At 69.9% G+C, this 21,340-nt stretch carries 23 protein-coding genes and 1 pseudogene; 14 read left to right on the top strand and 10 right to left on the bottom strand.

Translation table 11 applies throughout. The features are described from left to right. Positions 1-153: 153 nt before the first annotated feature. The 4 genes and pseudogenes from rplU (at position 154) to EDF69_RS05920 (ending at position 2,813) form a co-directional block, all read left to right on the top strand. The gene (gene rplU, locus EDF69_RS05935) at positions 154-480 is read left to right on the top strand and encodes a 50S ribosomal protein L21 (RefSeq protein ID WP_125958982.1); all 327 of its coding nucleotides are present in this window, start codon (positions 154-156) and stop codon (positions 478-480) included. A 24-nt stretch (positions 481-504) separates the two neighbouring features. Beyond that, on the top strand, positions 505-774 hold the full coding sequence (gene rpmA, locus EDF69_RS05930) for a 50S ribosomal protein L27 (RefSeq protein WP_125958983.1): 270 nt from the start codon (positions 505-507) through the stop codon (positions 772-774). 175 nt (positions 775-949) lie between these two features. Continuing rightward, a complete protein-coding gene (locus EDF69_RS05925) occupies positions 950-1,510 on the top strand; it encodes a GNAT family N-acetyltransferase (RefSeq protein WP_132882560.1) in 561 nt (186 codons plus the stop codon). 136 nt (positions 1,511-1,646) lie between these two features. After that, positions 1,647-2,813, top strand: a pseudogene (locus tag EDF69_RS05920) (threonine synthase). 9 nt (positions 2,814-2,822) lie between these two features. Here the strand turns inward: EDF69_RS05920 and EDF69_RS05915 are convergent. From EDF69_RS05915 to EDF69_RS05900, 4 genes are read right to left on the bottom strand one after another with little or no spacing between them, the layout of a single operon-like run. Continuing rightward, the gene (locus EDF69_RS05915; protein WP_339538011.1) at positions 2,823-3,377 is read right to left on the bottom strand and encodes a GNAT family N-acetyltransferase; all 555 of its coding nucleotides are present in this window, start codon (positions 3,375-3,377) and stop codon (positions 2,823-2,825) included. Then, a complete protein-coding gene (locus EDF69_RS05910; RefSeq protein WP_132882562.1) occupies positions 3,374-4,165 on the bottom strand; it encodes a LysR family transcriptional regulator in 792 nt (263 codons plus the stop codon). The genes EDF69_RS05915 and EDF69_RS05910 overlap by 4 nt, the downstream gene beginning before the upstream one ends. Further along, complete coding sequence (apaG, locus tag EDF69_RS05905) at positions 4,162-4,560, bottom strand: Co2+/Mg2+ efflux protein ApaG (RefSeq protein ID WP_125958987.1); 399 nt, start codon at positions 4,558-4,560, stop codon at positions 4,162-4,164. The genes EDF69_RS05910 and apaG overlap by 4 nt, the downstream gene beginning before the upstream one ends. Beyond that, the gene (locus EDF69_RS05900) at positions 4,557-5,765 is read right to left on the bottom strand and encodes a trans-sulfuration enzyme family protein (RefSeq protein WP_132882563.1); all 1,209 of its coding nucleotides are present in this window, start codon (positions 5,763-5,765) and stop codon (positions 4,557-4,559) included. Before EDF69_RS05900 ends, apaG begins: the two co-directional genes overlap by 4 nt. A gap of 130 nt (positions 5,766-5,895) precedes the next feature. On the opposite strand from EDF69_RS05900, the gene EDF69_RS05895 reads away from it, so the two are divergent. Beyond that, on the top strand, positions 5,896-7,140 hold the full coding sequence (locus tag EDF69_RS05895; protein ID WP_132882564.1) for a phospholipid carrier-dependent glycosyltransferase: 1,245 nt from the start codon (positions 5,896-5,898) through the stop codon (positions 7,138-7,140). 136 nt (positions 7,141-7,276) lie between these two features. On the opposite strand, the gene EDF69_RS05890 is transcribed toward EDF69_RS05895, so the two are convergent. The 5 genes from EDF69_RS05890 to EDF69_RS05870 all read right to left on the bottom strand — a co-directional run bounded on the left by EDF69_RS05890 (position 7,277) and on the right by EDF69_RS05870 (position 11,472). After that, on the bottom strand, positions 7,277-8,395 hold the full coding sequence (locus EDF69_RS05890) for a glycosyltransferase (RefSeq protein WP_132882565.1): 1,119 nt from the start codon (positions 8,393-8,395) through the stop codon (positions 7,277-7,279). Beyond that, positions 8,392-9,438 carry a 3-isopropylmalate dehydrogenase gene (gene leuB / locus EDF69_RS05885; RefSeq protein ID WP_132882566.1) on the bottom strand — a complete coding sequence of 349 codons (1,047 nt, stop codon included), beginning with the start codon at positions 9,436-9,438 and terminating at the stop codon, positions 8,392-8,394. Before leuB ends, EDF69_RS05890 begins: the two co-directional genes overlap by 4 nt. A 46-nt stretch (positions 9,439-9,484) precedes the next feature. Then, entirely contained in the window at positions 9,485-10,216 is a 732-nt protein-coding gene (recO, locus tag EDF69_RS05880; protein WP_132882567.1) for a DNA repair protein RecO, read from the bottom strand. A gap of 9 nt (positions 10,217-10,225) precedes the next feature. Continuing rightward, entirely contained in the window at positions 10,226-10,441 is a 216-nt protein-coding gene (locus tag EDF69_RS05875; protein WP_239555325.1) for a hypothetical protein, read from the bottom strand. Between the two features lie 182 nt (positions 10,442-10,623). Next, positions 10,624-11,472: a metal-dependent hydrolase gene (locus tag EDF69_RS05870; protein WP_132882568.1), complete on the bottom strand. Its 849-nt coding sequence runs from the start codon at positions 11,470-11,472 to the stop codon at positions 10,624-10,626. A 43-nt stretch (positions 11,473-11,515) separates the two neighbouring features. Here EDF69_RS05870 and EDF69_RS05865 point away from each other — a divergent pair, with 43 nt between their 5' ends. The 9 genes from EDF69_RS05865 (at position 11,516) to EDF69_RS05825 (ending at position 20,021) form a co-directional block, all read left to right on the top strand. Beyond that, positions 11,516-12,109, top strand: a complete 594-nt coding sequence (locus EDF69_RS05865) for a TetR/AcrR family transcriptional regulator (protein WP_132882569.1) — start codon at positions 11,516-11,518, stop codon at positions 12,107-12,109. A 29-nt stretch (positions 12,110-12,138) separates the two neighbouring features. Further along, positions 12,139-13,185 (top strand): GTPase ObgE, encoded by a 1,047-nt coding sequence (gene obgE / locus EDF69_RS05860; RefSeq protein WP_132882570.1) that lies wholly within the window; start codon positions 12,139-12,141, stop codon positions 13,183-13,185. Between the two features lie 15 nt (positions 13,186-13,200). Beyond that, on the top strand, positions 13,201-14,319 hold the full coding sequence (proB, locus tag EDF69_RS05855; protein ID WP_132882571.1) for a glutamate 5-kinase: 1,119 nt from the start codon (positions 13,201-13,203) through the stop codon (positions 14,317-14,319). Continuing rightward, positions 14,316-15,221 carry an SDR family oxidoreductase gene (locus EDF69_RS05850; protein WP_132882572.1) on the top strand — a complete coding sequence of 302 codons (906 nt, stop codon included), beginning with the start codon at positions 14,316-14,318 and terminating at the stop codon, positions 15,219-15,221. The genes proB and EDF69_RS05850 overlap by 4 nt, the downstream gene beginning before the upstream one ends. Before the next feature lie 69 nt (positions 15,222-15,290). Further along, on the top strand, positions 15,291-15,536 hold the full coding sequence (locus tag EDF69_RS05845; protein ID WP_132882573.1) for a phosphopantetheine-binding protein: 246 nt from the start codon (positions 15,291-15,293) through the stop codon (positions 15,534-15,536). A gap of 61 nt (positions 15,537-15,597) precedes the next feature. Further along, positions 15,598-16,860: a serine palmitoyltransferase gene (spt, locus tag EDF69_RS05840; RefSeq protein WP_132882574.1), complete on the top strand. Its 1,263-nt coding sequence runs from the start codon at positions 15,598-15,600 to the stop codon at positions 16,858-16,860. Between the two features lie 278 nt (positions 16,861-17,138). After that, a complete protein-coding gene (lptF, locus tag EDF69_RS05835) occupies positions 17,139-18,338 on the top strand; it encodes an LPS export ABC transporter permease LptF (protein WP_204991321.1) in 1,200 nt (399 codons plus the stop codon). Beyond that, the gene (gene lptG, locus EDF69_RS05830; protein WP_164521168.1) at positions 18,335-19,432 is read left to right on the top strand and encodes an LPS export ABC transporter permease LptG; all 1,098 of its coding nucleotides are present in this window, start codon (positions 18,335-18,337) and stop codon (positions 19,430-19,432) included. Before lptF ends, lptG begins: the two co-directional genes overlap by 4 nt. 178 nt (positions 19,433-19,610) lie before the next feature. After that, a complete protein-coding gene (locus EDF69_RS05825; protein ID WP_132882575.1) occupies positions 19,611-20,021 on the top strand; it encodes an endonuclease domain-containing protein in 411 nt (136 codons plus the stop codon). A gap of 52 nt (positions 20,022-20,073) precedes the next feature. Here the strand turns inward: EDF69_RS05825 and EDF69_RS05820 are convergent, their stop codons facing one another. Further along, entirely contained in the window at positions 20,074-21,171 is a 1,098-nt protein-coding gene (locus EDF69_RS05820; protein WP_132882576.1) for a fatty acid desaturase family protein, read from the bottom strand. Positions 21,172-21,340 lie beyond the last annotated feature (169 nt).

Here is a 21,340-nt window from a genome sequence, read left to right as displayed (position 1 = left end):
CTAACCGCCCCCTCCCGCCTCGCCTGCGTCCCTCCCGCACGGCCCCTTGCGGGCATTCAGCCTTGACACGACGGCCGGGCTCGCCTAGCTCGCCCTCTCTCCTGCGCCGGGCTTCCCTGCGCGGGCACATGCTTTTGGGAAGTGATGAGGGCCATGTTCGCAGTCGTGCGCACGGGCGGCAAGCAGTATCGCGTCGCCGCCGGAGACAAGATCGTCGTTGAGAAGCTGGACGGCGACGCCGGCAGCAACGTGACCCTGGGCGACGTTCTGCTCGCCGGCGAGGGCAGCGAGCTGAAGTCGGTCGAGGGCCTCACGGTCTCCGCCGAGATCGTCGCCCAGGCGAAGGGTGAGAAGGTGATCGTTTTCAAGAAGCGTCGCCGCCACAACTATCGCCGCAAGAACGGCCATCGCCAGCAGCACACCATCCTGAAGATCACCGCGATCGGCGACAGCCGCGCTGACGACAGCGCAGCCGCCTGAGCGCGAACACGAGGAGTTTGAACCATGGCACATAAGAAAGCAGGCGGTTCGTCGCGCAACGGTCGTGATTCGGCCGGCCGTCGCCTTGGCGTGAAGAAGTTCGGTGGCCAGGAAGTGGTCGCGGGCAACATTATCGTGCGTCAGCGCGGGACCAAGTTCTACCCGGGCACCAACGTCGGCATGGGCAAGGACCACACCCTGTTCGCGCTCGTCGACGGCCGCGTGTCGTTCCGCGAGGGCAAGCTTGGCCGTAAATTCTGCTCGGTCGACATGCCGGCGATTGCGGCTGAATAAATAGGGCAACCAACCGGGTTGCCCACCAGGGCGACCCGGGTCCCGCAGCCAGCGGGACCAGCCAACAAGGGAGACGGGTCCGCCCCGGCTCCCTTTTTTATTGCTCCCTCTGCCCGAAACGGTCGCGCCGCTGTCATCATGACGGCGTAGGCGCCCGCGCAAGAGGAGAGCGGACATGTTCGCCCGTACCGAACGCCTGACGCTGCGGCCCGGCTGGGTCGAGGATGCCCCTCAGCTCGCCCGCGCCGCGGGCCACGAAGCCGTCGCGCGCAACACCAGCCGCATGCCCTGGCCCTATGCGCTGGGCGATGCCGAGGCATTCCTGCGCATGCCGCAGGCCCCACGCACCCCTTCGCTGCTGGTGTTCGCACACGAGGGCGACGGCATCCGGCTGGTGGGCGGCGCCGGCCTTCACCGGAGCGACGCGGGCGCGCACGAGCTCGGCTACTGGATCACGCCCGATGCCTGGGGCCGCGGCTATGCGACCGAGGCGGCGCAGGCCGTCCTTGCGATCGCCGACACGCTGCGGATTCCCGAGGTGTCCGCTTGCCACTTCGTCGACAATCCCGCCTCCGGGCGCGTGCTGCGCAAGCTGGGCTTCCGCCCAACCGGGGAGCAGGCCCTCGCCCATTGTCGCGCGCGCGGCGGCGAGGTGCCCGCCCTGCAGTATTCGCGCGGTCTCGCTGGCGGTCCGGCCTTGCCCGATCCCCGCGACGCACCGCCCCTGGCAGCCTGATCGACGAGGGGCGAGTCATGTGCGACGGCCCGCCCCCGGGCGCGTGACAGCGCGACGCCGCGCGGTCTAAGCAGGCGGTGTGAACGAGAATCTGCACCGCGACCGGCCGACCTTCGTCAGCCACGTCGAATGCTCGATGACGGGCGAGCGCTAAGAAGCCGACCGGCTGCATGGCCTGTCCCGGGTCGGCCGGCCGCTGCTCGTCCGCTACGATCTGGCGGCGCTCGGGCAGGCGGTGTCGCGGGACGCGATCGCCGCGCGGCCGACCGACCTGTGGCGCTGGCGCGAGCTGCTGCCGGTGCGCCGGACCGGGAGCATCGTGTCGCTGGGCGAGATCGAGACGCCGCTGGTGCCGATCCCGCGCTCCGGCGGTCCGGGCGCGATCGTCAAGGACGAGGGGCGACTCCCCACGGGATCGTTCAAGGCGCGCGGGCTGGTGATGGCGGTGGCGATGGCGCGCGAGCTGGGCGTCACCCGCATCGCGATGCCGACCAACGGCAATGCCGGCGCGGCGCTTGCGGCCTATGCCGCGCGCTGCGGCATCGAGACGGTGGTGCTCTGCCCGGAGGAGACGCCGGAAGTGAACGTCCGCGAGATCGCGGCGCAAGGCGCGCGCGTCTGGCGGGTCAACGGCCAGATCGACGAGTGCGGCGCGATCGTCGCGCACGGAGCCGCCGAGGGCCGCTGGTTCGACTTCTCGACGCTCAAGGAGCCGTACCGGATCGAGGGCAAGAAGACGATGGGGCTGGAGCTCGCCGCCCAGTTCGGCTGGGAGCTCCCCGACGCGATCTTCTACCCCACCGGCGGCGGCACCGGCCTGATCGGCATGTGGAAGGCGTTCGACGAGATGGAGCGGCTCGGCTGGATCGGGTCGAAGCGCCCGCGCATGTACGCCGTGCAGGCATCCGGCTGCGCGCCGATCGTGCGCGCGTTCGAGGCGGGCGAGGAACATGCCGAGCGCTGGGAGGATGCCGCCACCGTCGCCGCCGGCATCCGCGTCCCGCGCGCGGTAGGCGACTTCCTGATCCTGCGGGCGGTGCGCGAGTCGGGCGGCCGGGCGCTTGCGGTCGGCGACCCTGCGATCCTCGCTGCGGTGGACGAGGCTGCGCGCAAGGACGGCCTGCTGCTCTGTCCGGAGGGCGGCGCGACGCTTGCCGCCTACCGCCAGGCACTCGCCGACGGGCTGGTCGATCCCGAGGAGCGCACGGTGCTGTTCAACTGCGCGACGGGGCTGAAGTACCCGATGCCGCCGGCCGACAACTGGCTGGACCGCAATGGCGAGATCGACCTGAGCACGCTGTAGCCGGGCGCCTCAGCGCGGGCGGGCGTCCAGCCACTCGTCGCGCAGCAGGCCGTAGATCAGGCTGTCGCGGATGCCGATGTGGGTTTCCCATTCGGCGCGCAGGCGGCCTTCCAGGGTGAAGCCCAGGCGTTCCAGCAGCGCGCGCGAGGCCAAGTTGTCGGGGTCGGTATCGGCGAACACCCGGCGGCGGCCCTCGGCGGCGAAGAGGTGGTCGAGCACGGCCGACACCGCCTCGCGCGCCAGTCCCGAGCCCCGATGTTCGCGGGCGATCATGTAGCCGAGCTCGCACGCGCCGTTGCGCTTCTCGCCCACCGCGACGAAGCCGATCGCCGACCCGCCTTCGCGCGGCACGAACACCCAGTTGCGCCAATCGGAGGAGGCGGCGTTGCGCTCCAGGTGCGCGCGCGTCGCCGCCAGGCTCTCCATCGGCGGATGCGACCACCAGGTCATGCTGCCGGGATCGGAGAGCGTCGGGTGCAGCGCCTCCGCATCGGCGGCTTCGAGCGCGCGCAGCCGCAGCCGCGGCGTCGCCAGCACCGGCAGTGCCGCCGGCACCGGGTTCACGCGCCGAGCGCCTCGACCAATGCCCGGACCTTCTTCTGGCGCCATTGCGGCAGCGGGGCGACCAGCCAATAGCCCTCCCGCCCCACCTGCGCCTCCCCGAGTGCCACCACCCGGCCGGCGGCGAGATCGGCGCGCGCGAGCAGCTCGGGCACGGTCGCACGCCCCAGACCGGCGGCCGCCGCGTCGATCGCGAGGCCAGCATCGGCGACCTGCACCAGCGCCTGCGCCTCGCCACCCGGGCAGCCCGGCCAGCCGATCACCGTGTCCGTCGCGGATCCGGGGGCGGCCACCGTCACCAGCCCCTCGGACTCCAGCGCCTCGCCCTCGTGGACGCCCGGCCCCTCGCCCCAGCGGATCGCTAGATCGAGGTTCGCCTCGGTGAACTCGACGGCATCGTCGGCGGCGACCAGCACGAAGCGGAGCTCGCGGTCGGTGCGCGCAATCTCCGCGAGCTTGGGCATCAGCCATTTTTGCGTGAGATCGCGCGGCGCGGCGACGGTGAGCGACTTGGACGACTGGCCCGCCTGCATGGCGCGCACCGCTTCCTCGAACTGGAGAAAACCATCGCGCAGCGCCGCGAGACCCGCCTCGCCCTCCGGCGTCAGCTCCAGCCCCTTGGTGGTGCGGCGGAACAGCACCACGCCCAGCGTGTCCTCCAGCGCGCGGACCTGCTGGCCGACGGCCGCCGGCGTCACCGCCAGCTCGTCCGCCGCGCGGGTGAAGGACAGGTGGCGCGCGGCCGCGTCGAGCACGCGCAGGCCGTTTAGTGGCAGGTGCGTCCGCTTCACGCGCCCACCGCCGGTGCGGTCAGCGCAAACTTCGGAATGACCACGTCGAACGCGGCGCCTTCGGTGTCGAGCATATGGTAGCTGCCCTGCATCGATCCGGTGGAAGTGGTGAGCGGGCAGCCCGACACATAGTCGTAGCTGGCGCCCGGCAGGATCAGCGGCTGCTCGCCGACGACGCCCTCGCCCTCGACGCTGTGCCGTTCGCCGCGCCCGTCGGTGATGACCCAGTGGCGGGTCAGCAGCTGGACGGCGCGCTCGCCGTTGTTCTCGATGCGGATGTGATAGGCCCAGAACCAGCGCGCCTGCGCCGGCTCCGACTGCTCCGCCAGATAACTGACGGAGACGCGCACGGTGATCCCGCGCGTCTCTGCCACATAGGGGAAGAAGGCCTTCACAGCCCCGCCGCGGTGAGCGCCTGGTCGAGATCCTCGATCAGGTCCTGCGGGTCTTCCAGCCCGACGTTGAGGCGCAGCAGCCCCTCGCCGATGCCCATCTCGACGCGCTTGTCCTCGGCGACGCTCGCATGGGTGGTGGAGGCCGGGTGCGTCATCAGCGAGCGCGAGTCGCCGATGTTGTTGCTGATGTCGATCAGCGCCAGCGCGTCGAGCAGCGCGTGCGCCTGGGCGCGCCCGCCGTCGACCTCGAACGAGAAGATCGGGCCGGCCGCATCCATCTGCGCCATCGCCAGCGCATGCTGCGGATGGCTCGGCAGGCCCGGATGGTTGATCCGCGGCACGCGCGTTTCCAGAAAGCGGCCGACCGCGAGCGCATTCTCGCTCTGGCGGCGGATGCGCAGGTCGAGCGTCTCCAGGCCCTTCAGCACCACCCAGGCGTTGAACGCCGACAGCGTCGGGCCGGTGTTGCGGGTGAAGGGCAGCAGCACGTCGTTGATGAAGGCGCTGGTGCCGGTCACCGCACCGGCGAGGACGCGGCCCTGCCCGTCCATCATCTTGGTCGCGGAATAGGCGACGACGTCGGCGCCGAACTCCATCGGCCGCTGCAGCGCCGGGGTCGCGAACGCGTTGTCCACGACCGAGACGATGCCACGCTCGCGCGCGATGCCGCACACCGCCTTCAGGTCGACCACGTCCATGGTCGGGTTGGACGGCGTCTCGAAGAAGAACACCTTGGTGTTCGGACGCGCGGCGTCGGCGAACTGCTGCGCGTCGCGGGCATCGACCACGGTGGTCTCGATGCCGAACTTGGGCAGCAGCGTGTCGGTCAGCCAGCGGCACGACCCGAACAGCGCCCGGCCGGCGACGACATGGTCGCCCTGCTGCAGCTGGCAAAGCAGCGCCGCGGTCATCGCCGCCATGCCCGACGCCATCGTCCGGCACGCCTCGGCGCCTTCCAGCAGCGCGATCCGCTCCTCCAGCATCTCCACGGTCGGGTTCTGGAGGCGGGAATAGGTCATCCCCTGCTGCTCGCCGGCAAAGCGCGCCGCGGCGTCGCCTGCCTTGTCGTAGCAATAGCCCGAGGTCAGGAACAACGCCTCGGAGGTTTCGCCGAACTCGCTGCGGGCGGTGCCGCCACGCACGGCCTGCGTCGCCGGGCGCCAGTTGCGGGTGATCGTGCGGTCTTGTCCGGTGGTACGCTTCATGGCGCTCGCTTTGCTCCCTTGAGCCCGGCCGTGCAAGCACTTGGGGCACGCCCGATGCTCCGCTCCGGGGGTATGCCGCGCCGCACCCCGCCCCTATCCCCGCTCGCGCTTCCGACCTATCAGCACGGCCATGCTCTCCCGCTTGCGCGATCGCCCGTGGACCCTGGCCCTGCTGATCGGCGCGGCCGCGCAGCTGCTGTTCTGCTATCGGCTGGGCGCCCCGTCGGTGCTGACCTTCGACGAGGTCCATTATGTCCCGGCCGCGCGAACCCTGTGGGCGCTCGCGGAGCCTGCCAATACCGAGCATCCGCTGGTTGCAAAGGAGCTGATCGGCCTCGGCATCCGCCTGTTCGGGGACAATCCGATCGGGTGGCGGGCGCTGTCGACGCTCGCGGGCACGGCCACGGTGCTGGGCGTGTTCGCGATCCTGTGGCTGCTGTTCGGCCGCGCCCGCATCGCGGTGCTGGGCGCCGTGTTCGTGCTGCTCAATCAGACCGTCTATATCCAGGCGCGGATCGCGATGCTGGAGGGGTTCCTCGGTGCGTTCGTGACCTGCGCGATCGCGGCGCTGCTGTGGGCGATGCGCAGCCCGCAAGGGCGCGTGTGGCCGCGGCTGCTGCTATCGGCGGTGCTGTTCGGCCTGTCGGTGGGCACGAAATGGGTGGCGGCGCCCTATGTCGCCTTTGCCTGCCTGCTGATCCTCTGGACCAAGTGGCGCGACCGCGACCGCTATTTTCCTGGCGTCAACGGATTCGCGGCGGTGCTGGCGCTGGGGCTGGTCAGCATCGCCACCTATTTCGCCACCTTCCTGCCGGCCTTCTTCTACCGGCTCGATCCGATGACGCTCGGCGAGCTGATCCCGTTCCAGCACTATATGTACGAGCGCCAGACGCAGCTGCTGCCGCCGCATCCCTACCAGTCCGACTGGTGGAGCTGGCCGCTGCTGATCCGCCCGATCTGGTATTTCTACGAGCCCGACGGGGGCGTGCAGCGCGGCGTGCTGCTGATCGGCAACCCGGTGATCTGGTACGGTGGCCTGGTCGCGGTGGCGGCCTGCCTATGGGCCGGGCTGCGGCGGCGCTCGGCCGCGATCGGCGGGGCGGGGCTGCTGTGGGTCGCGTCGCTGGCGCTCTGGGCGGCGATCCCCAAGTCGCTCGGCTTCTTCTATTACTACCACCTGTCCGGGATCTTCCTGTGCGTGGCGATCGCCGCGGCCTTTCACGCCTTTCCGCAGAGCCGGCGCCGCTACCTGGACGAGATCTTCCTGTTCGCGGCGCTGTTCGCCTTTTTCCACTTCTGGCCGATCCTGAGCGCCGCGCCGTTAGACGGACCGGGCGCGTTCAATCGGTGGATGTGGTTCGACAGCTGGCGCTAGGGTCCGGCAGCCCGTTCCGTTCGTGCTGAGTAGGGGCTGAGCTTGTCGAAGTCCCGTATCGAAGCATCCTTCGATACGCCATTTCGACTTCGCTCAATGGCTACTCAGGACGAACGGCTATCCTGGCGAAGTGCGCTCACGCCGCCGCCCTGCGGCCGTAGCGTCCCCAGGTGAAGCGGCTCGACAGGGCGAAGTTCCACACCGCGCCCACCAACACGCCCGCCAGCGCCGGCACCGCCCAGGCGCCGCCGCGCACGTCGTAGAGGAAGGCCGCCACGCCGACGTTGGCCACCGCCCCCACCGAGCACACCAGGCAGAAGGATACCCAGCCGTCGAGCAGCGCCCGCGCGCCCTTCAGCCGGCGGTCGCGATAGGTGAGCGCGTTGTTGAGGAAGAAGTTGAACGTCATCGCCGCGACCGTGGCCAGGATGGTGGCGGCGACGAAGCCGATCGGCGCCAGTTCGAGCAGCAGCGCCAGCAGCCCCAGGTGCACCGCTGCGCCCGCCGCGCCGATCGCGGAGAACAGCACGAAGCGCACGGGCACGATCCGCCCGAACATGCGATCGTAGAGCGCGATCAGATATTCGAGCGCCACGACATGATCGAGCTTGCTCTCGCCGGCCACGCGCGTGCGGAACACATAGGGCAGCTCCACGAAGCGCAGGGGCCGCGGGCTCGCCGTCACGATGTCGAGCAGGATCTTGAAGCCGATCCCCGACAGCGACGGCACCAGCGTCCGCACCAGCGGCGTGCGGATCGCGAAGAAACCGCTCATCGGGTCCGACAGGTCGGCCTTCAGCAGCCGGCGCGACAGCCTGGTCGCGAAGGCGGACTTGGCGACGCGGTCGGCGTCCCACTCCCCGGTGCCGCCGCCGTCCACGAAACGCGACCCGATCACCAGGTCGAGGTCCGCGTCGCCCTCCAGCGCGTCGAGCATGCGCGGCAGCAGCGTCTCGTCATGCTGGAGGTCGCCGTCGATCACCGCCACCACCGGGGCGGCGGTGGCGCACATCCCCTCGATGCACGCGGTCGACAGACCGCGCCTCCCGATGCGCTGGATCACCCGCACCCGGGGGTCGGTCGCCCCCAGCGCGCGCGCGACCTCCGCGGTGCCGTCCGGGCTGTCGTCGTCGACGAAGATCACCTCCCACGCCCGGCCTGCGAGCGCCGCCGCCAGCTTCTCCACGAGCAGCGCCACGTTGGCGCGCTCGTTGAAGACCGGGACGACGACCGCGAGCGCGAGCGCCGGGTTCACGCCAGCCGGGCCAGGATCGCGTCGGCCATTTCGGCAGTGGTGGCGGTGCCGCCCAGGTCGGGCGTCCGCACGCCCGCGGTCAGCGCGCCCTCGACCGCGCGCTCGATCCGCTCGGCCGAAGTTTCGTCGTCGAGCGAGTAGCGCAGCATCATCGCCGCCGATAGGATCGTCGCGCAGGGATTGGCCTTGCCCTGGCCGGCGATGTCGGGCGCGGAGCCGTGGATCGGCTCGTACAGCCCCTTCTTGCCCGTATCGAGCGCGGCCGAGGGCAGCATGCCGATCGAGCCGGCGCACATGCTCGCCTGGTCGGACAGGATGTCGCCGAACAAATTGCCGGTGACGATCACGTCGAACTGGCCGGGGTTGCGCACCAGCTGCATGGCGGCGTTGTCGACGTACATGTGGGTGAGGTGCACGTCGGGATATTCGGTCGCGACGCTGTTGACGACGTCGCGCCACAGCTGGCTGGTTTCAAGCACATTGGCCTTGTCGACCGAGCACAACCGCTTCTTGCGCACGCGCGCGGTCTCGAAGCCGACGCGGGCGATCCGCTCCACCTCGCGTTCGTCGTAGCTCATCAGGTCATAACCTTCGCGCAGACCTTCGAGCGTCGTGCGCCGGCCCTTTTCGCCGAAATAGACGTCGCCGTTGAGTTCACGCACGATCACCATGTCGATCGCGCCCGCAACCTCGGGCTTGAGCGCGGAGGCGTCCTCCAGCCCCGGGAACAGCTTGGCCGGGCGCAGGTTGGCGAACAGCCCCAGCTCGCGGCGCAGGCCCAGGATCGCCTGCTCGGGCCGGAACGCACGCTCGACCGCGTCGAAGCGCGGATCGCCGACCGCGCCGAACAGCACTGCATCGGCGCGCTTGGCGAGCGCCAGCGTGGCTGCGGGCAGCGGATGCCCCTCCTGCAGATAGGCGGCGCCCCCGACGGGCGCTTCCTCAAACACCAGGTCGAGCGACAAGGCCTCGAGCACGCGGCGGGCCTGGGTGACAACTTCGGGTCCGATCCCGTCTCCGGGCAACAAGGCGATCAGCGACATTCCATTCCCTTCGGCTGGGTTTCGCGAATTGCCCCGCCCGCCTCGCTCACGCAACCGCCCTTTTCAGCCTTTCGACCAGCCGTTGCCGCGCCGCCAGCGCCTCCGCCCCGCGCCCGACCAGCACGTCGCGCTCCAGGAAATGGCCGGTCAGCCGCAACGCGTCGAACAGCTGGGGCCAATCCGCCTCGCCGCCTTCGCGCAGGAAGGCGGGCAGCGGGAGCAGCCGGGTTTCATAGCCTGAAGCCGCGGCGCGGCTGACGGCGCCGCCGCTCTTGGGGCTCACAAAGGCGAGGTCCTCGTCCACGCCGGTCGCCACGCAGCGCTCCAGGTCGAGGCCGAAGCCCAGCTCCGCCAGCATCAGCAGTTCATAGCGGGCGAGTGCCGCCGCCCAGCCGCGCGCCGCCGGCGCCGCCTCCACCGCGCCGAGCACCGCCGAAAGCGCCGCGTGCAGCCGCGGATAGGGTAGCCCGTCCGGCAGGGCGGTGGCGGTGAGCGCACACGCCCATTCGATCGCGGCGGCCGCGAGAGGCTCGGCGAACAACGGCGCGCGGCTGTGGACCAGCTCGACCGTCAGCGCCGCCAGCTGCTCCTCGGTGCGCGCGCGCCATTCGCCGCGCACCAGGTTCGCCGGCTGGAGCACCGGTCGCAGCGCCCGCGATCGCCCGCCGCGGACATAGCCCGGCTGAACCCCCGCCCGCGCGGTCAGCGCCCGCACCACCGCGCCATGCTCGCCATGCCCGCGCACGGACAGCAGGATGGCCTCGGCGATCAGGTGCATGGGCGCGCCTCAGCCCTCGCAGTAATCCAGATACGACACCACGTCGTTGCTGGTCTGGAGATAGAGCCCGGCCTGGACCTCCTCCGGCTCGGCCGCCGCGCGCGCCAGCGCCTCGGCCAGCGTGCCGTAGAGGATGGTGGTGGCCACGCCCCCCTCGTCGTCGAGGTGATAGAGCCGGACGGCGACATCGTGCGAGATGGTGCGCATGGCCCTGCCATGCCGCATCGGCGGGCGGGGTGCCAGTGGCTCCGGCCCTTCTCCCGCTCCCACCCCGTTTGTCTCGAGTAGGGATCGAGCTTGTCGAGAGCCCGTATCGAGAGAGCCACAACAACCGACCTCTCGATACGCCGTCTCGACAAGCTCGACGGCTACTCGAGGCGAACGGGTATTGGGGAAGGGATGTCCCTCTACGCCGTCGCCAGCCGTGCCGCCGCGAACTCGCTGTCGGCCTTGTTGATCAGCGCGCGGTCGTCGTGGTTCCAGGGGTGGAAGCCCGGCAGGAAGAACGCGATCCACGGCCGCACCAGGCTGCGCGCCACGCCGGGCCGTCCGAACGCATAGCGGAACAGCCGCCACTTCACGCGGGGCCCGGTGAGCCCGTCCTGCTCCAAGAGGTCGAGGATGCCGCGGGTGCGGCCGCTCAGGAAGCGGGCGGTGACGATCAGCATCGCATGCGCCTTCACCACCCAGCGCCGCCAGCGGCTCCAGTCGCGGGTGGCGTGCATCCACACGTCATAGGCGACGCCCTTGTGCTCGATCTCCTCGATCGCGTGCCAGCGCCACAGGTCCGCGGCGCCCTGATCCCCGCCCTCCAGATGGCGCGGATCGGCGAGGATCGCGTGCGCCAGAATGGCGGTGAAATGCTCCAGGCACAGGGTCGCGGCCAGCGAGACGATCGGTGGACGCGCGCGGGCGATCGCCAGCTCCTCGTCCACCCGCGCCTCCAGCCGCGACACGTCATAGCCCTGCTCGGCAACGTGGCGGTTGAAGGCGACATGCTCGCGGGTGTGGATCGCCTCCTGCCGGACGAACGCGGCGATCTCGTCGGCGAGCCGCGGCGACACGCCGTCGCGGAACCGCCGCACGCTTTCGATGAAGAACGCCTCGCCCTTGGGGAAGGTGACCGACAGCGCGTTGAACAGCGCGGTTCCGATGGGATCGTCGTTCAGCCACCAGCGCCGCCGCGCCTGCCCGCGCCCGAAGCGCAGGTCGCGCGGGGTGATCGTGAGGTCCGCAGGAGTCTTTGCCTTCGCCATGAAATTCCTCCAGTCATTCTGGAGCTATGAACTACTTACATTCATGTCAATAACGCGCCGCCGCCTCTCCTCGGCGGAATCGCGGGAGGCGGCGCTCGACGCTGCCCGCGCGCTGCTGGTCGAAAGCGGCCCGCAGAGCGTTACCCTAAAGGCCGTCGCCGCGCGGATCGGCCGCACCCATGCCAACCTGCTCCACCATTTCGGCTCGGCCGCCGGGCTGCAGGAGGCGCTGGCCGAGCGCATGGCCGCGACCATCACCGCCGAGATCGGCGCGGCGGCGCTGCGGGCGCGCAGCAAGGGCGATCCGACCGAGGTGGTCGAGCTGACCTTTGATGCGTTCGGCCGCCAGGGCGCTGGGGCGCTCGCCAGCTGGATGATCCTGTCGGGCAACCACCAGCTGCTCGATCCGGTGCTGGATGCGATCCATCGCCTGGTGGACGAACTCGCAACCGACTCCGGCCTCAGCGACCTGCCGCTCGCGGACGAGACGCTGCACCTGGTGCTGATCGCGCTCGGCGACGCGCTGCTCGGCGGCGCCATGGCGAAGGCGCTGGGCCTGCCGCGCGACCGTGCCCGCACGCTTGCCCGGCAACGGCTGCTGTCCTCCTATGGCGTCCTGCACGAGGGCGGTGGATAAAAGCCCCGCGCGCACGTAAAGCGGCTTCCATGCATTTTCTCGACCAAGCCAAGATTTTTGTCCGCTCCGGAACGGGCGGCCCGGGTGCCGTGGGCTTCCGCCGCGAAAAATACATCGAGTACGGCGGCCCTGACGGCGGCGACGGCGGAAAGGGCGGCGACATCGTGTTCGAAGCCGTCCCCGGCCTCAACACGCTGATCGACTTCCGCTACACCCAGCATTTCCGGGCCCCGCGCGGCAAGGGCGGATCGGGCTCGAACAAGACCGGCGGCGGCGGCGACGATCTGGTCATCCAAGTGCCGGTGGGGACTCAGGTCCTCGCCGAGGACAAGGAGACCGTGCTGCTCGATTTCACCCGCGCCGGCCAGCGCGAGGTGTTCCTGCGCGGCGGCGACGGTGGCCGCGGCAACGCCAGCTACAAGACCTCGACCAATCGCGCGCCGCGCCAGCACGGCACCGGCTGGCCGGGTGCCGAGGCGTGGGTGTGGCTGCGCCTGAAGCTGCTCGCCGACGTAGGCCTGGTGGGCCTGCCCAATGCGGGCAAGTCGACCTTCATCAACGCCGTCACCAATGCCCAGGCGAAGGTCGGCGCCTATGCCTTCACCACCACCCGCCCGCAGCTGGGCGTGGTCAGCCACAAGATGCGCGAGTTCGTCATCGCCGACATCCCCGGCCTGATCGAGGGTGCGGCGGAAGGCGCGGGCATCGGCGACCGCTTCCTGGGGCATATCGAGCGCTGCCGCGTGCTGCTGCACCTGGTCGACGCCAACGACGCCGACGTGGCCGAAAGCTATCGCATCGTGCGCGACGAGCTCGAGAATTACGGCGCGGGCCTGACCGACAAGCGCGTGATCGTCGTCCTCAACAAGATCGACACGCTCGACGACGAACTGATCGCCGCCCTTTCGGCTGAGCTGGAAGAGGCGAGCGGCGCGCCGGTGATCCCGATGTCGGGTGCCAGCGGCGTCGGCGTCGACTGGGTGCTCGACCAGCTGATCGAGCTGATGGACCCGGAGAACCCGCAGGTCGACGACAGCGACGACGGCGAGGACCCGATCGAATGGTCGCCGATCTGACGCGCGCCTGATCCCATGTCGCTGTTCGCCCCCGCCGCCTGCCCGCGCCTGGTGGTCAAGGTCGGCTCCGCGCTGCTGGTCGACGCCGGCGGCGCGGTCCGGCGCGACTGGTTAGGCGGCCTGGCCGCGGACATCGCCGAGCGTCACGCCGCGGGCCAGCAGGTGATCGTCGTCTCCTCCGGGGCGATCGCGCTCGGCGCCCGGCGGCTGGGGCTGCCCAAGGGCGGCCGCGCCAGCCTGGAGGATGCGCAGGCTGCCGCCGCCACCGGGCAGATCGCGCTGTCGGGCGCATGGGCCGAGCTGCTCGCCGACCGGGGCCTCACCGCCGCGCAGCTGCTGGTGACTCTGGACGACCTGGAGCAGCGCCGCCGCTACCTGAACGTCGCCGCGACGCTCGGCCGGCTGCTGACGCTGGGCGTCGTGCCGGTGGTGAACGAGAACGACAGTGTCGCCACGGAAGAGATCCGCTTCGGCGACAACGACCGGCTCGCCGCCCGCGTCGGTCAGGCGGCGGGAGCCGACGGGGTGGTGCTACTTTCCGACATCGATGGGCTCTACGACCGCAACCCCACCCATGATCCGGACGCGCGCTTCATCGAACGCGTCGAGCACATCGACGCGGCGGTGGAGGCGATGGCCGACAGCCGCTCCGCCTCCGGCATGGGATCGGGCGGCATGGTGTCCAAGGTGCAAGCGGCCAGGATCGCGACCGCCGTCGGCGCGCACCTCGCCATCGCCTCGGGCCGCGTCGATCGCCCCCTCTCGCGCTTCGCGGACACCGGCCGCGGCACCGTGTTCGTCGCCCGCCCCGCCCAGCCCGCGCGCAAGGCATGGCTGCAAGGACGCCTCGTCGCGTGCGGGACCATCCACATCGACGCCGGTGCGGCGCGCGCGCTCCAGGACGGGCGCAGCCTCTTGCCGGCCGGCGCCACCCGCGTCGAAGGGCGGTTCGCGCGCGGCGACCTGGTCATGATCCTGGATGAGGCTGGGCAGCCGGTCGCACGAGGCCTCAGCGAATATGACGCGGACGAAGCAGCCCGTATCGTCGGCCGCCGCAGCGACGAACTCGACGCGATCCTCGGCCACGCACCGCGCGCCGCGCTGGTCCACCGCAACCATATGGTGGTCGCATGAGCATCCTCGCGATCACCGGCGCCACCGGCTTCGTCGGCCGCCGCACCCTCGCGCTCGCGCTGGAGGCGGGACACAGCGTGCGCGCCCTTACCCGCCGACCGCAGCCAGCGCAGGCGGGTGTCACCTGGGTCCAGGGCGCGCTCGATACGCCCGACGCGCTTGCCGATCTGGTGCGCGGCGCCGATGCGGTGATCCACATCGCCGGGGTGGTGAACGCACCGACGCCGGAGGGCTTCACCCGCGGCAACATCGGCGGCACCCAGGCGGCGCTCGCCGCGGCCGAAGCTGCTGGCGTGCGGCGCTTCGTCCACGTCTCCTCGCTCGCCGCGCGCGAGCCGGGCCTTTCGCAATACGGCCGCTCCAAGGCAGGGGCCGAGGACGCGGTACGCGCCTCCCCGCTCGCCTGGACGATGGTGCGCCCGCCCGCCGTCTACGGCCCCGGCGACCTGGAGATGCTGGAGCTGTTCCGCGCCGCGCGCTTCGGCGTGCTGCCGATGCCGCCGGCCGGGAGGCTGTCGCTGATCCATGTCGACGACCTCGCCCGGCTGCTGCTGGCGCTGGCCGGGCAGGACACCGGCCGCAAGGTCTACGAACCGGACGACGGCACGCCCGGCGCCTGGACGCACACCGGCTTTGCCCGCGCGATCGGCACAGCCGTCGGTCGCCGCGTGCTGCCCCTGTCGCTTCCCGCCGGCGTGCTGCGGCTGGGCGCGCGGCTCGACCGGCTGGCGCGCGGGGACAAGGCGAAGCTCACCCCGGACCGCGCCGCCTATATGTCGCATCCCGACTGGACTTCGTCGCCCGATGCGCAGCCGCCCGAAGCGCTGTGGCGCCCGCGGATCGCGACCGCCGACGGTCTCGCCGCCACCGCGGCATGGTATCGCGCCAACCGGCTGCTATAGAGCGCCAAAATCGTGCCGGATTTCTGCGCCACGCAGCCCAGGAACCGCCTCTTCTGCAAAGGACGCCCTGTGAGCGATCGCGCCGCCATCTTCGACACCGTCTCCCGCCTGATCGAGCCGTTCAACAAGAAGGGCGTGCCGCTGAGCGAGACCACCACCTTCGCGGGCGACCTCGAATGGGACAGCCTGACCGTGATGGACTTCGTGGCGGCCGTCGAGGACGAGTTCGACATCCTCATCACCATGAACATGCAGGCGGAGATCGAGACCGTCGGCCAGCTCACCGACGCCGTCGCCAAGCTCAAGCAGGACTAACGCCGTTCGGGCGAACCGGCGCGCGCCGGAACCGCCCGATGGTGTTCCCGGGAAAACACAGATGACCGAAGCCGCCGCCACCCAGCACCAGCTCCCCGTCGATCCGCCGGCCGCCGCGCCGGAGCGTGACCTGATGAGCAAGTTCGACGCGCTGATCGCCGAACGCCAGGCGCTGATCGACACGGGCGTGACCGATCCGTTCGCGATCGTCATGGAGCAGGTGAAGTCGCCGACCGAGGCAGTAATCGCCGGCCGCGACACGATCCTGCTCGGCACCTACAACTACATGGGCATGACGTTCGACCCGGACGTGATCCAGGCCGGCAAGGATGCGCTCGACCAGTTCGGATCGGGCACCAACGGCAGCCGCATGCTCAACGGCACCTTCCGCGACCATATGGAAGTCGAGCAGGCGCTGCGCGACTTCTACGGCGTGTCGGGCGCGATCGTATTCTCGACCGGCTACATGGCCAATCTCGGCATGATCTCGACGCTGGCCGGCAAGGGCGACTACGTTATCCTCGACGCCGACAGCCACGCCTCGATCTACGACGGCTGCAAGCAGGGCTATGCCGAGGTCGTCCGCTTCCGCCACAACGACATCGCCGATCTCGACAAGCGGCTCGGCCGCCTGCCCAAGGACGCCGGCAAGCTGGTGGTGCTGGAGGGCGTCTACTCGATGCTCGGCGACGTCGCGCCGCTGAAAGAGATGGTCGCCGTCGCCAAGAAGCATGGCGCGATGGTGCTGTCGGACGAAGCGCATTCGATGGGCTTCTACGGCCCCAACGGCCGCGGCGTGTACGAGGCGCAGGGCTGCGAGGGCGACGTCGACTTCATCGTCGGCACCTTCTCCAAGTCGGTCGGCACCGTCGGCGGCTTCTGCGTGTCGAACCACCCGAAGTTCGAGGCGATCCGGCTTGCCTGTCGCCCGTACATCTTCACCGCCTCGCTGCCGCCGAGCGTGGTCGCAACGGCCGCCGTCTCGATCCGCAAGCTGCAGCACGCCCATGAAAAGCGCGCCCGCCTGTGGGAAAGCGCGCGGACGCTGCACGCCGGCCTCAAGGACATGGGCTTCCGCCTCGGCACCGAGACGCCCGATTCCGCGATCCTCGCGGTGATCCTGGAGGACCAGACCCAGGCAGTGGCGATGTGGCAGGCGCTGCTGGAGGGCGGCCTCTACGTCAACATGGCCCGCCCGCCCGCCACCCCGGCCGGCACCTATCTGCTGCGCTGCTCGCTGTGCGCCGAGCACACGCCCGAGCAGATCCAGAAGGTGCTGGGCATGTTCCAGGCGGCCGGCAAGGCGGTCGGCGTTCTCGCGTAAGGCACTCCACCCGCCTTTCCTGTACCCCGGCGAAGGCCGGGGCCCAGTTGGGAAGGCGCGTGTTGCGTTGCGCTCCCTCGCCAAGACCTTCGCACCTGTACCCCGGCCTTCGCCGGGGTACAGCTTCTCCTTCGCGTCACTCGAACGCGCATCTTCGTCCGCATGACGGGTGGTGGACTGCGCAGGACCAACACCGATCGAGGGGCTGGCACAGGCCCGCCCCTCCGCTATAGCTGCGGGATTCCTGCAACCGCCCTCGAAAGCACATCGCCCCCCGCATGAAGTCGATCGATCGCTACATGGCGCGGCTCATCGCGGTGCCGCTGTTCTCGACGCTGATCATCGCGGCGATGCTGCTGGTGCTCGACCGCATGCTGCGGCTGTTCGACTTCGTGGCATCCGAAGGCGGGCCGGTGAGCGTCGTGTGGCGAATGCTCGCCAACCTGCTGCCCGAATATCTCGGCCTTGGCATCCCGATCGGGCTGATGCTCGGCGTGCTGCTCGCCTTCCGGAAACTCGCGACCACGTCGGAGCTCGACGTGCTGCGCGGCGTCGGCATGAGCTACGGCCGGCTGCTGCGCACGCCGTACTTCTACGCGATCGCGCTGGCGTTGCTGAACCTGACCATCGTGGGCTTCGTCCAGCCCTGGGCGCGCTACAATTACGAGGGGCTGCGGTTCGAACTGCGCTCGGGCGCGCTCGGCGCGTCGATCAAGATCGGCGAGTTCACCAACCTCGGCAACCGCATGACTCTGCGCATAGAGGAAAGCCATGAGGGCGGCGCCGAGCTGCGCGGCATCTTCGTGCGGGTGGCGCGGCCGAACGGCGGCTGGCTGGCGGCGACCGCCGAGCGCGGCCAGTTCCTCGGCACCGACGACCCCAACACCATCATCTTCCGCCTGACCAACGGCACGCTGCTGCACGACCAGCCGGGCTTTCGCACGCCGCGGGTCCTGAGCTTCAGCTCGCACGACCTGCCGATCGACCTGCCCAAGTTCGGCAATTTCCGCGCCCGCGGCGGCCGCGATCTCGAACGCACGCTGCCGGAGCTCGCGATCATCGGCCGCGACCAGGGCGAGACGCCGGAGACGCGCGCCAGCGCGCGGGCGAACTTCCACTTCCGCCTGGTGGAGGTGGCGACCATGTTCCTGCTGCCGATGCTGGCGCTGGCGCTGGGGGTCCCGCCCAAGCGTTCGACCTCGGCACTGGGCGTGTTCCTGTCGATCGTGATGATCGTCACCTATCACAAGGTGAACGAATATGCCGAAGCCTTCGGATCGCTCGGCCGCGTCGATCCGGCGATCGCGCTGTGGGGGCCGTTCCTGATCTTCGCCGGGCTGGTGTTCTGGATGTACTATACGATCGCCCATGTGCCGGGCGGCCAGCCGATCGGCGCCCTGGAACGCGTGTTCGACAAGGGGCTGAAGGCATTGGTGCGCTTCCTGCCCGGCCGCCGCCGGCGGGAGAAAAGGGCATGAAGGCCAACTCCCCCTTCCCGTCCAAGACGATCGCGCTCTACATGGTGCGGCTGTTCCTGGTGCGCACCTTCGGCATCCTCGCCGCCCTGGTGCTGGTGCTCCAGGCGCTCGACCTGCTGAGCGAAAGCGCCAAGATCCTGGCCTATCCCGGCAACACCGATGCGCAGGTCTGGCACTACGTCTCGATGCGCATGCCGCAGATCATCGCGCGCTTCCTGCCCTTCTCGGTGCTGCTCGGCACGATCCTGACGCTGATGCAGCTCAACCAGAACAGCGAAGTCATCTCGATGAAGGCGTCGGGGCTGTCGGCGCACCAGGTGCTCGCCCCGCTGCTGGTCGCGAGCCTCGGCGTGGCGGCCATCTCCTTCCTGTTCAACGACCGCATCGTCTCGCGCGCGACGGCCACGCTCACTCAGTGGGAGAAGGTCGACTACGGCCCCCTGCCGGTCGACAGCGGCGAGCGCGGCAACGTGTGGGTACGCGACGGCGCCAACCTGATCCGCGTCGATCGCATCCAGGGGCGCGGCAATGCCGCCGTGCTGCGCGGCATCACCGTCTATGAACGCCAGGGCGGCCGGCTGCTGTCGATCCTGACCGCCAAGCAGGGCCGGTTCAACGGGCGCGAGTGGCGCGTGGACGGCGCAACCCGCTTCACCGTCGCCACCGGCAAGATGGAGCAGCTCGGCACGCTGCACGCCGCCTCGGGCGTACGGCCGGACCAGTTCACGCTCGCCTCGGTGGACCCGGACAGCCTCTCCTTCCGCGCGCTGCGCGACGCGATCGCCGATCTCGAGGCCGCCGGCCGCCCGACCAAGGCGCTCGACGGCGCGCTGTGGCACAAGCTGTCGAGCCCCTTGTCGTCCGTGCTGATGCCACTGCTGGGCGCGGTCGCCGGCTTCGGCGTGGCGCGTTCGGGCCGGCTGTTCGTGCGCGCGGTGATCGGCATGGCACTCGGCTTCGCCTATTTCGTCGCCGACAATTTCGCGCTCGCGATGGGCAATCTCGGCGCCTACCCGCCGTTCCTCGCCGCTTGGGCGCCCTTCCTGCTGTTCCTGCTGATCGGCGAACTGGTGCTGATCCGGACGGAGGAATAGCGGCTCAATCCTCCCCCGGAGGGCACGACCGCCGAGTGCCTCGGCGGTACCCACCCCCTGCCCCTCCCTTCCAGGGAGGGGAGTTGTTGCGTCGCTGAAGCTCATCTTCTCCCCTCCCTGGAAGGGAGGGGCCGGGGGTGGGTTGGCGAGCGAAGCGAAGCCGCTCTACGCTGGCCCCATGCTCCGCCGCGTCGATCCAACCCTAACCGCCCGAGCCCGCGACCTGCGCAACAACCCGACAGAGGCGGAGCTTGCGATCTGGCACCGCATCGCCCGCTATCGCCCGGCGTTCACCCGACAGTTGATCATCGCACCGTTCATCGTCGATCTCGCCTGCCGTCAGGCTCGGCTGGCGGTGGAGCTGGATGGCAGCCAGCATCTCGACGCCGTGGAGGCGGATGCGCGCCGGACAGCGTACCTGGAAGCGCAGGGCTGGCGCGTCCTGCGGCTGTGGAATGCGGAGGTGCTCGCCAATACGGACGGCGCCGTTCGGCACATTCTGGAGAAGACCGCCGAGTGCCTCGGCGGTACCCACCCCCAGCCCCTCCCTTCCAGGGAGGGGAGGAACAGAAGGCCGCGCTGGAGCTAGCCCATACGAAAAGGGCGGCCCCTTGGACCGCCCTCTTCATTCTCGCTCGCCCTCAGCGCCGGACCATCGTGCTCCGACCGATCCGGTGCATCAGTCCCAGCGCACTGCGGTAGCTCGCCTTGTGATACGGCGAACCCTCTTCCAGCACAGCGCTCAGCCGGCGGTGTGCCTCGCCCAGCGAGTGATAGGGCAGGCTCGGCAGCAGGTGGTGGAGCGCGTGGTAGCGCAGACCCACCGGCGCCCACAGGCCCGGCAACAGCGACGGCGGCGGCACGTTCACCGAGTCCAGATACTGGGCGGTCACCGTCATCTGCTCGCCCTCATTCTCCCACAGGTGCGCGACCAGCGTGCGGACCTGGTTGAGCAGCGCCACCGCCGAACCGATACCCAGGCCGATCAGGAAGCCGCGCATCGGGATCACGCCGGTCGCGACCAGCGCCACCAGCGCGATCGCCCACACGCTCGCCGCGGCATCGAGGCGGTCGAACAGCACCCGCTGCTCGCCGGCCGGGATGCGGCGGCGGAAGGCGGGGTTGATGGACAGCGAGGAATAGCGCGCGATCACCAGGTCGCGCAGCTTGGGCGAGAGCCACGACAGCGGCGACAGGATCGCGAAGCGGATCAGGAGGCCGATCGGCGCGAGCAGCGACACCAGGATGAACACCGGCAGCGTCCACGGCTTCATCAGCGCGAGCGGCAGGTATTCGGGATCGTCCGCGGTGCCATAGCGCGTCTTGGCATGGTGCAGGTTGTGCACGCCCTCATACATGAAGGACGGCACCAGCATCGGGATGCCGGCGATCAGGTTCCAGCCGAGGCGGAAGCCCGGCAGCGCCGAATGCTTCATGTGGCTGACTTCGTGGATGAACAGCAGCGCGCGGTACAGCGCGAGCACCGACACCACCGCCGCCAGCACCGTAACCAGCGTCGAGGAGGCGAGCACCGCCACCACCAGCGCGCCATAGCCCAGCACCGCCGAACCGATCAGGTCGCCCCAGTAGAAGGCGCGGTTCGGCGTGTTGAGGTCGCGCGTCAGCTCGGCCGCCGTGCGCAGCATCGTCTTGTCGTCGAGGATGCGCGGCCTGGGCTGAACGACGCGGGCGTCCGCCGATCCGGCGGCTTCCCGCGAAAGGGCAAGCGTGGGTTCCATGACCTGTTCCATAGCGCTGAGATAGTGGCGACAGCGTGGCATGTGTAGGCACCGGACTGTGCCGGCTTGATGACTTGAATCAATCACTGTGACGTGCCCGCTCGATCCCTCCCCTCGCCTTCCGGGTCCCGCGACGCTACACGCGGCGCATTCCATTCTTCCGGAGGCA

It is taken from the genome of Sphingomonas sp. JUb134, from assembly GCF_004341505.2.
Classification (GTDB): Bacteria; Pseudomonadota; Alphaproteobacteria; order Sphingomonadales; family Sphingomonadaceae; genus Sphingomonas.
Note: the sequence above shows the minus strand (reverse complement) of the source record. Positions and strands in the feature narration are given on the sequence as shown.